The organism is Pseudomonas sp. SMN11 (assembly GCF_052041945.1).
Classification (GTDB): Bacteria; Pseudomonadota; Gammaproteobacteria; order Pseudomonadales; family Pseudomonadaceae; genus Aquipseudomonas.
This window is the reverse complement of record NZ_JBKGGW010000118.1, coordinates 1-216: the sequence shown is the minus strand read 5'-3', so window position 1 is coordinate 216 and position 216 is coordinate 1. Positions and strand designations below refer to the sequence as shown.

The 216-nt window shown below is 65.7% G+C and carries 1 pseudogene; it reads left to right on the top strand.

Annotation, left to right across the window (positions count from 1 at the left end):
- Positions 1–216, top strand: a pseudogene (locus tag ACLEJU_RS28810) (electron transfer flavoprotein subunit beta/FixA family protein); the annotation flags it as partial.

Sequence of the window (216 nt, the reverse complement as noted above, 5' to 3'; positions counted from 1 at the left end):
GCCCTGGCCCTGGGTGCCGACCGCGCCATCCTGGTCGAAGCCGCTGACGAGCTGAATTCCCTGGCCGTGGCCAAGGCACTGAAAGCCGTTGTCGACAAGGAACAGCCGCAGCTGGTGATCCTCGGCAAGCAGGCCATCGACAGTGACAACAACCAGACCGGCCAGATGCTGGCCGCGCTGACCGGCTTCGCTCAGGGCACCTTCGCCTCCAAGGTC